6 protein-coding genes are annotated in these 9291 nt (G+C 65.6%); 4 read left to right on the forward strand and 2 right to left on the reverse strand.

The annotated features are described in order from the left end of the window. Window positions 1-144 precede the first annotated feature (144 nt). A complete protein-coding gene (locus CRO39_RS20055) occupies window positions 145-1572 on the forward strand; it encodes a sugar porter family MFS transporter (RefSeq protein ID WP_097123758.1) in 1428 nt (475 codons plus the stop codon). A gap of 693 nt (window positions 1573-2265) precedes the next feature. Then, window positions 2266-3339 (forward strand): DNA polymerase IV, encoded by a 1074-nt coding sequence (gene dinB, locus CRO39_RS20060; protein WP_097123759.1) that lies wholly within the window; start codon window positions 2266-2268, stop codon window positions 3337-3339. Window positions 3340-3384: 45 nt separating this feature from the next. Here the strand turns inward: dinB and CRO39_RS20065 are convergent, their stop codons facing one another. Beyond that, entirely contained in the window at window positions 3385-4095 is a 711-nt protein-coding gene (locus CRO39_RS20065) for a response regulator (RefSeq protein ID WP_097123760.1), read from the reverse strand. 333 nt (window positions 4096-4428) lie between these two features. Next, window positions 4429-7032 (reverse strand): TonB-dependent receptor, encoded by a 2604-nt coding sequence (locus CRO39_RS20070; RefSeq protein WP_162125950.1) that lies wholly within the window; start codon window positions 7030-7032, stop codon window positions 4429-4431. A 923-nt stretch (window positions 7033-7955) separates the two neighbouring features. Here CRO39_RS20070 and CRO39_RS20075 point away from each other — a divergent pair. Together CRO39_RS20075 and CRO39_RS20080 are read left to right on the forward strand one after the other, a co-directional pair. Beyond that, window positions 7956-9080, forward strand: a complete 1125-nt coding sequence (locus CRO39_RS20075; protein ID WP_097123762.1) for a TolC family protein — start codon at window positions 7956-7958, stop codon at window positions 9078-9080. After that, the coding region (locus CRO39_RS20080) for a cell division protein FtsQ/DivIB (protein WP_176520242.1) at window positions 9077-9291 on the forward strand (215 nt) is incomplete at its 3' end. The genes CRO39_RS20075 and CRO39_RS20080, both read left to right, overlap by 4 nt.

Genomic DNA, 9291 nt, shown 5'->3' on the forward strand with positions numbered 1-9291 from the left:
GTGGCCTGGCGCTCGCGCAGGGCGAACCGGCGCAGACCAGCGGCAAGCAGGAGCGCTACGAAAACCTGCTCAACCAGTACCTGTTGCGCTGACGCCGCGCCTGACCCGCGCGGTGCCGCTCCTTCTACCCTTCAAGGTGTCCACATGACCAGCGTATCGATTCCCCAGGTTTCCGCAGCGGACCGGGAAAACACCAAGTTCATCATCCTGATCAGTTGCGTCGCCACCATCGGCGGCTTCCTGTTCGGTTTCGACAGCGGCGTCATCAACGGTACCGTGGACGGCCTGAAGCAGGCCTTCGGCTCGGACGCGGCGGTGACTGGCTTCAACGTGGCCTCGATGTTGATAGGCTGCGCGATCGGTGCGTTCTTCGCCGGGCGGATGGCCGACCTGTACGGCCGCCGCGCGATGCTGATCCTGGCGGCGGTGTTCTTCATCGTATCGGCCTGGGGTTCGGGTATTGCCGCCTCGTCGTTGGAGTTTGTGCTCTATCGCCTGTTGGGTGGGCTGGCGGTTGGCGCCGCCAGCGTGATGGCGCCGGCGTACATCAGCGAAGTATCGGCGGCCAAGTACCGCGGCCGGCTGGCCACGGTGCAGCAGATTGCCATCATCGGCGGCCTGTTCGCCGCGTTCCTCAGCAACTACCTGTTGGCCAAGGTCGCCAGCTCGTCGCTGGCCGAACTGTGGCTGGGGTTCTCGGCCTGGCGCTGGATGTTCTGGATCGAACTGTTCCCGGCGGCGCTGTTCCTCGTGGCGCTGTTGTTCATTCCGGAGAGTCCGCGCTACCTGGTGGCGCGCGGCCGTCGCGAGCGCGCGCAATCGGTGCTGGTGCGGCTGTACGGAAACGAGTCCGGTACGCGCAAGCTGGCCGAGATCGACGCCTCGCTGGCGGCCGATCACCACCGGCCGCGGCTGTCGGATCTGTTCGACAAGGTGCGCGGGCGGATCCGCCCGATCGTATGGGTCGGTATCGGGCTGGCCACGTTCCAGCAACTGGTAGGCATCAACGTGGTGTTCTACTACGGCGCCGTGCTGTGGCAGGCGGTGGGCTTTTCGGAAAACGACGCGCTGCTGATCAACGTGCTGTCCGGCGCGCTGAGCATCGGTGCCTGCCTGGTGACGGTGGCGCTGATCGACAGGATCGGACGCAAGCCGTTGCTGTGGGTGGGATCGGCGGGCATGGCGGTGACGCTGGGCCTGGTGACGCTGGCATTCGCCAGCGGAAACCTGGAGAACGGCAAGCTGGTGCTGAGCGACAACATGGGCGTGCTGGCGCTGGTCGCGGCCAATCTGTACGTGATCTTCTTCAACATGTCGTGGGGCCCGGTGATGTGGGTGATGCTGGGCGAGATGTTCCCCAACCAGATCCGCGGTTCCGGGCTGGCGGTGGCGGGGCTGTTCCAGTGGGGCAGCAACTTCCTGATCACCTGGACCTTCCCGATGCTGCTGGCCGGCATCGGCCTGGCGGGCGCATACGGGCTGTACGCGCTGGCAGCGTTCATCTCGGTCTTCTTCGTGCTCAAGTTCGTGCACGAGACCAAGGGCAAGGAACTGGAGCAGATGGAGGGCTGATTGCTCCAGGAAATCCCGTAGCAAGCTGGATAGAAAGCCCATCCGCGAGGCTTCGGAAGGGCGCCGTATCCTGACGGCCGGGAGCCGCTTTTCCCTCGGTCAGGGCCTCCTGCCCTGACTCGGGCGCGCGCCATCCATGGCGCGCTCTGCGCGGCCCCCGGCCGTCAGGACACGGCTCACGACCTGACCTTGCCATCGGTGCTTCGGTGATGGGCAGAAGCGGCAACAACGAATCGCCAGTGCGACGTCCTGATCGGAGTATGCGGACAGCAGGCCAGGGGTGAGCACAGGCGGCTTGCGCGGCACTGCCGCGCGCCTGTGCGAACGCCCGGCGCGCTGCGCCGGGCCGGACCGCAAAGCGGGCCTGCGGCGGCGAGTCAGCCAAGGATGGCTGACCGAGCCGGGGAGCATGCTCCGATCGGGACGCCGCCTGCCTCCGAAGCACGCACACAGGACGTCTGCGTGGGGCGCCACCATCTCTCACTTGGGAGAAGAACCAAAAGAAAGCCCATCCTTGGGAGAAGAACCTTTTCTCCGCCCGCGCGGATCCGCTGCGCCGTGCATAAGGACGCGCCAGCGGACGCCGCTGCATGCGGAAGGTATGGCAATGTCAGCAGTGATCGCCGCGGACGGCGCGGAGGCGGCGCCGACGCGGTAGCATGCGCTGCGACAAGACACTCGCAGACTGCGTGAATGCGCAAGATCATCCACATCGACATGGACGCGTTCTACGCTTCGGTGGAACAGCGCGACGATCCGTCGTTGCGCGGCCGCCCGGTAGTGGTGGCCTGGCGCGGCGAGCGGTCGGTGGTCTGCGCGGCGTCGTACGAAGCGCGCAGGTTCGGTGTGCGCTCGGCGATGCCGGCGGTGCGCGCCGAGCGGCTTTGCCCGCAGGCGGTCTTCGTGCCGCCGGATTTCGTGCGCTACAAGGCGGTATCGCGGCAGGTCCGCGAAATCTTCCTGCGCCACACCGACCTGGTCGAGCCGCTGTCGCTGGACGAAGCCTATCTGGACGTCACCGTACCCAGGAACGACGCGCCCAGCGCGACCGCCATCGCCGAAACCATCCGCGCGCAGATCCGCGAAGAAACCGCGCTGACCGCTTCGGCCGGCGTGGCGCCCAACAAGTTCCTGGCCAAGATCGCCTCGGATGTGCGCAAGCCGGATGGCATCTTCGTGATCCGCCCGCAGCAGGTGGAGAGCTTTCTGACGCCATTGCCGGTTGAGCGGGTTCCCGGCGTAGGCAAAGTGATGCTGGGCAAACTCAATGCGCTGGGCATCCGCACCGTCGGCGATCTGCGCCAGCGCCCGCAGGCGGAGCTGGAACAACGCTTCGGCAGTTTCGGCGCCAGCCTGTACCGGCGCGCGCGTGGCATCGACGAGCGGCCGGTGCAACCGGATCAGCCGGTGCAGTCGATTTCCGCCGAAGACACCTTCGCCACCGATCTGCCGCTGGAAAAACTCGACGACGCCATCCGTCAGCTGGCGGCCAAGACCTGGCAGGCCACGCGCAAGACCGAACGTATCGGCCGCACCGTGGTGCTGAAACTGAAGACGGCGCAGTTCCGCACCCTGACCCGCAGCTTCACTCCGGAAACGCCGCCGGCCTCGCAGGAAGAACTGACTGCGATTGCATTGGCGCTGCGCGACCGTGTCGAATTGCCGTCCACGACCCGCTACCGTCTGGTGGGTGTGGGACTTTCAGGTTTTCGCGACAGGGAAGAAGTCGTCAACCAACCGGGATTGTTTGATCTGGTCCGGAAGTGACCGCTCGCGTTGGATTCGCGGGCACCACCAGCCATCTGCAACCAATCACGCGCGTGTCACCGCCGCCAGCAACATATAGCCTTCGTTGCGGATGGTGCGGATCAGTTCGTCGTGGCCGCGTTCGTTGATCTTGCGGCGCAGGCGGCTGATCTGGCTGTCGATGGCGCGGTCGTAGACCTCGCTGTCGCGGCCGCGTGCGTAATCGAGCAACTGGTCGCGACTGAGCACGCGTTGCGGATGCTCGACGAAAGTACGCAGCAGCGCGAATTCGCCATCGGAAAGGTTGATGTAGGCGCCTTCGGGGTCATGCAGGACGCGGCGTATCACGTCCAGGCGCCAGCCGGCGAACTGGTAGACGATGCCGCCGCTGTCCGTGGCGGCGGGGCCGTGCCGGCGGCGCAGCACCGCGCGCACGCGTGCCAGCAGTTCGCGCGGGTTGCAGGGCTTGGCCAGGTAGTCGTCGGCGCCGACCTCCAGGCCAATGATGCGGTCGGTGTCGGTGCCCAGTGCGCTGAGCATGATCAACGGCGGCCCGTTTTCGCTGGCCAGCCTGCGTGCCGCGCTCAGGCCATCCTCGCCCGGCATCATCACATCCAGGATGACCAGGTCAGGGCGGCGCTGGTGGATCAGCTGGCGCATTTCGGCCGCCCCGCCGACCGTTTGCACCTGGTAGCCGTGTTCGGTCAGGAACTCGCCTATCAGCGTGCGCAATTCGGGGTCGTCGTCGACGACCAGGATGAGCGATTGCAGGTCCATATCCGTAGCGTGGCTGGCGCTATCGCCGCCGGTACGGTGCCATGCTTGCGTCGGTCCAATCTCTGGAGTGTGTTGCGGCCGTTGGCATGGGGTCCGCCTGTGCGTTTGGCGCGAATCCGGCGACGCGCTCTTGGGGAAAAAGATCCGCCGGCAGGAACCGGCGGTAGGGACAGTTCAGGGTTGGGATAGCAGAAGCAAAGGTCTGGGCCGTTGTCTTCGCCGCCAGTATGGTGGCGCGCTGTTGCCGGTGTTTGTCCGATTGTGTCGGTCGTTGCCACACCGTGCCGATGAACCCGTGGCGGGCATCAAGCCCGCCACGGGTTCGCCCCTTGCTCAGAAGTTCTGCGTGTAGCGCAGGTACACCTGGCGACCGTAGCCGTTGTACAGGTAGTCGTTGAACTTCTCGGTATAGGCCGCGTCGTACACTGGGTCCTTGCCGGTCAGGTTGATCGCGCCAAGGGTGATGCGGCCGTCCCACGGCGCCTTGTACGACAGTTGCAGGTCGTGGGTGACGTAGGCGCCGCTGCAGCGCTTGGCGTAGCCCCAGTCGACCAGTTCCTGGCAACTGTAGGTGCCGTCGTAGTAGGTGACATAGTAGGCCGGCTCGTAGCCGATGGCGTTGACGGTCCAGTTGACGCTGAAGTTGCCCAGTTCCCAGCGGTTGCTGAGCGCCGCGCGCCATTCCGGGTAGCCGTCGGTGCCGATGTATTCGGTACTGCCATAGGGGCTGGACACTTCATAGCTTCGCACCCAGTTGCCCTGCAGACTGCTGTTGAGCCGGCCCCAGCGGCCGAAATCGAAGGCCGCACGCAAGTTCAGATCGACGCCGTCGGTCTTGACCTTGCCCTCGTTGCCGTAGCCGGCATACACCGCCTGGATGGAGCCGTCGTCGTTGCGCACCACCGACAGGTTGTCGGGCAGGTACTGGCCCAGGGCAGTGCGGTTGATCACCGTCTGCGCCGAGAACCACTTGATCTGGTTGTCGATCTCGGTGCTGTAGTAATCCGCGGTCAGGTTCAGCCAACTGGTCGCATCCCAGGCCAGGCCCACCATCCATTGCTTGGACGTCTCGGCCTTCAGGTCCGGGTTGGCGACGTGGTAGCCGTTGATCTGCAGGGTGGTGGTCGCAGCCAGGCCATAGGCGAGGGCGGTAGCCTCATCGACCACGCTGTCGGCCGAGAACGCGGTCTGCTGGTTCAACGCGGGCAGCGACGGCGCGCGGAAGCCTTCGCCATAGGAACCGCGCAAGGTCAGGCTTTCGAACGGCTGGTAGCGCAGCGACACCTTGGGCGAGGTGCTGTCGCCGAAGTCGGAGTACTTGTCGTGGCGCACGGCCACATCGGCGCTGAACTGGTGGGTGAACGGCAACGCCCATTCGCCGTAGACCGAGGTCTGGTCGCGGCTGCCCCACGCCGAGTTGCCGGCCGAACCGCCGACATTGCCGGCCGCCGACTGCTGGTCGTAGATGTCCTGGTAGTCCTCCTTGCGGTACTCGGCGCCCAGCGCCAGCGCCGAGACGCCGCCGCCGAGTTCGAACAGATCGCGGTTGACCAGGGCGAAGATCTCCTTCTGTTTGGAGAACATCTTGCGGCTGGTGGTGGTGCGCATGGCGTTGAGCACGTCTTCCGAATTGGAGTACGGATCGAACGCGTCGTACAGGCCGCTTTCGAAGTACTGCTCGGCCACCGGGATGTTGACGTAGTTGTAGCCAGTTTCGACGGCGCGCGCCTCGTTGCTGCGTACGCCGAACTCGACGCTGGTGCGCTCGTCGATCTGGCCCTGCAGGCCCAGCACCAGGTCGTAGCTGTCCTCGTCCTGGTAGGTGTAGCGGTTGCCCAGCGCGGCGAAACGGTGCTTGATGTACGCATCCTGGCCGGTGGTGTTGTTGGGGCTGTCGGCCGAGACGAAGATGTATTCCGGCACCGGCGCGTACACGCTCACGCTGTTCTTGCGGGTCACGTAGGCGTTGGCGAACGCGCTCCAGTTGTCGGTGATCTGGTAGTCGCCGCGAATGAACGCGTTCTTGGTATCCAGGCTGGCGGTGTCGGCCATCGCCGTGCTGAAGTCGTAGTAGCACAGCGAGCCGCTGGCATTGGTGTAGAAGTTCTCCCCGTCGCAGCCGCCGGGCACGACCGCGCTGCCGTCGGTGTAAAGAGTGGCGCCCGGGACGCGTTCGCCGGTCTCGGGATTGGTGGCGACCCTGTAGTAGTTGTTGGAGTAGGTCGATGCTCCCGCTTCGGACCACGGATAGTCGCGCAGGTAGCTGATGCCGCGGGTGGTATAGGAGACGCCGGCCATCAACCGGCCGCGATCGCCGGAGATGCCGAAGATCACCGAGCCTTCCTCGGTATCGCCGCCGCGCTGGCTCTGGCCATAGCCGCCGCTGACCTGGATGCCGTTGAAATTCCTGCGGGTGATGATGTTGACCACACCGCCGATGGCGTCGGCGCCGTAAATGGCCGAAGCGCCGTCGCTGAGGATCTCCACCCGCTCCACCGCTGCCAGCGGCAGCGAATTCAGATCCTGGCCTTCGCCGGTCAGCGGCGAGGTCGGCGCGCGGCGCCCGTCGATCAGCACCAGCGTGCGGCTGGAACCCAGGCCGCGCAGGCTGATGCCGGAGAACGCCTGTGCCGAACTGCCGGAGCTGGGTGTGAAGGAGCCGAACGAATTGAAGGTGGAGTTCTGCAGCAGATCGGCGATCGTGGTCTTGCCGCTGAGGTCGATGTCCTCGCGGGTGATGACCGTGATCGGCAGCGCGCCTTCGATGTCGGCGCGCTTGATGCGCGAGCCGGTGACTTCGATGCGGTCCAGGGTGGAAACGTTGCTTTCGGAACTGGTGTCCTGTGCCTGCGCGGTGGCGATGCCGGACAGGCACAGGCCGAGCGCACCGGCCAGATGGGTCAGCCGCGGGCGGCCGTGATGGATATGCGATTTCATCGAGTATGGGATTCCTGAATTTCGGTGGACGTGCGGTCCTGCGGCATGCCGCAAGGCGTTCTTTGGCCTACGCCCGTTAACGCGATTGGAACGAAGGCTTAGCGCGAATCTAACGAGCGACTTTCGTCGTGGTTTTTCAGTCCGTGTCGCCGTGTGGCAGCGTTGACAAAAGCAAACCGCAAACCGGCAGCTACCGGTTGCCCGCACCGCCGTCGACTCCGTGATGAGGCGGCGCGAATCCGCATGGCAATGCCGCGCAAACCGCCTTGGCTCACCCCTGGCCACCGACTTGCACATAAAGGTTCCCCGTACTTGGGCGAAGAACCAGGGAATACGGAAAAGAGCGCCGGCGGCATCGCAACCCAACCCCGGGTCCTGCCCGGCGGGTTTCTGTCAGCGATATGTCGCGACCGCCATATGGCGACATTCGCCAGCGACATTGACGGCGCAATCTGCAGCGGTCGAAACCGACAGGCACCGCCGCACTGCGGCGATGCTCCCCGATATCACGCACGTTCAACCGGGTGCAGCAGAAAGGCGAAGGTATGGCAGGCCGAGGTTCTCTCTCTCTCTCCGCTTCGTTTCTTCCCGCCTTCGCCTTTCTTCTGCACCCGGTACGTTCGCTTCCCGCAACGGCCGCGCACGGACTTCCGCGATGAGATACGCCGCCGCACGCGCCACCCTTGCCTACCCGTGCGCGGCCGGCGGCGGGCCGGGCCGCCGCATCCGCAGGCACGCGCTGCTCCGTGGCGGAACCCGCCGGTGGTCAACGGGCGCCTGCAACGGCATCCGCTACTCAACGCAATCGCCGTAACCGGGGTGCGGCTCCATCAGCGGCCCTCGGTTGCATGCCATGGGTCAGGGACCGCGCGCCATCCGGGCATGAAGCCTGTGCCAAGTTTCCACCTATCTCCAAAGGCAAGATGATTTCAATCCAACCCAGCAACGAATCGCCGCATACCGGACGTGCCGGCCATGCCGCACCGTCGCCTTCCGGCAAGGACGCGCCGCCCGGACCAGCGAGGTTCTTCCATGGCGGATCGCCGCAGCCCTGCGACGAGGCCCAGCTGGCGCATTGGTGGGACAGGGCGGGGCTGGATCATCTGGGAGCGCTGATCCGGACGCTGCTCGTCCAGTCGATAGGATTGTCGCAGGCGCATCTGCAGTTGAAGGAGGCGATCGACGCGCTGGAACCGCCGGACGACGGCGTGCGGGCACGCGCCCGCGCGATGCATCTGGGCATCGCCGCCATGGCGGCTTTCCAGATGGAGCGAGTGCGCACGATTGCACGCTGCGCCCGCGCCTATGTCGACTACCTGATCGTTGCCGACAGGCTGCGAAATCTTGAAGGCAGCATCGCCCTCCAGCGGATTATCGTCCGAAAGTGCAGGGAGGACGCCGATGCCGATCGGGAGGAACTCTCCTTCGCCGTTTCCGCGTCCATCGCCGAGATGCACGCGGCGCAGGAAAGAATGCGCGGTTCGCGCGACCAGGCCCTGCTGGTCCTTTGCAACGAACTGGGCGAACCGGTGGAGGCGACCTATCGCCGCGTCCACGGCCATGCCTTGCCCGAGGAGCCCGCGCAGATTCCGGGCACCGGAACGCCAGAATGCCTGGCCAGGCGCAGGCCTGATCTGATCGGCGCGCTGCACGGCGTATGCGCCGCCGAGCTGGCACCCCCCGAAACAGCGTCCATGCAAACTCCGCGGGCCAGGCTGGCACATGAGCATGCCGTCGCCAGCGCGGAAAACGAAGTGGAATGCGCATTGCGCGCATTGCGCGCGCGGATTTCCGAGCTGGTGCCGCTGCGGGCATCCACGGCGGCCGCCGAAACGATGGCGTGGAAAACCCGCGAGTCGGTCAACGCCGGCAAGCTGCCCAATGCGGCGCTGTCCGGCGCCAACTTCCTGCTGTGCGCGCGCCGGGATCGCGAGATCGAAGTTCGCGGCGACAGCTACCTGGCGCTGATCGGGTTGTTCGAGGCGCTCGGCGCCGGTTGGGAAAGCGGACCGTTCCTGCAGGCCGATGCCGGAGATGCGTCTGCATGAAGGCCAGGATGGTGCGTCACCGACTTCGCCTGTACCGGGCGCTGTTGCCGCTCGTGCTGGCTTCGCCAGGCGCCTGCATCGCGCCGGCATCCGCAGCGGATACCTTTGCGGTGCAGGACATCCGCATAGACGGCCTGCAGCGCATCTCGGCCGGCACGGTGCTGACCTACCTGCCGATTGAGCGCGGCGACACGGTGACCCCGACGGCCAC

The organism is Pseudoxanthomonas wuyuanensis (genome assembly GCF_900215535.1).
GTDB lineage: Bacteria > Pseudomonadota > Gammaproteobacteria > Xanthomonadales > Xanthomonadaceae > Pseudoxanthomonas_A > Pseudoxanthomonas_A wuyuanensis.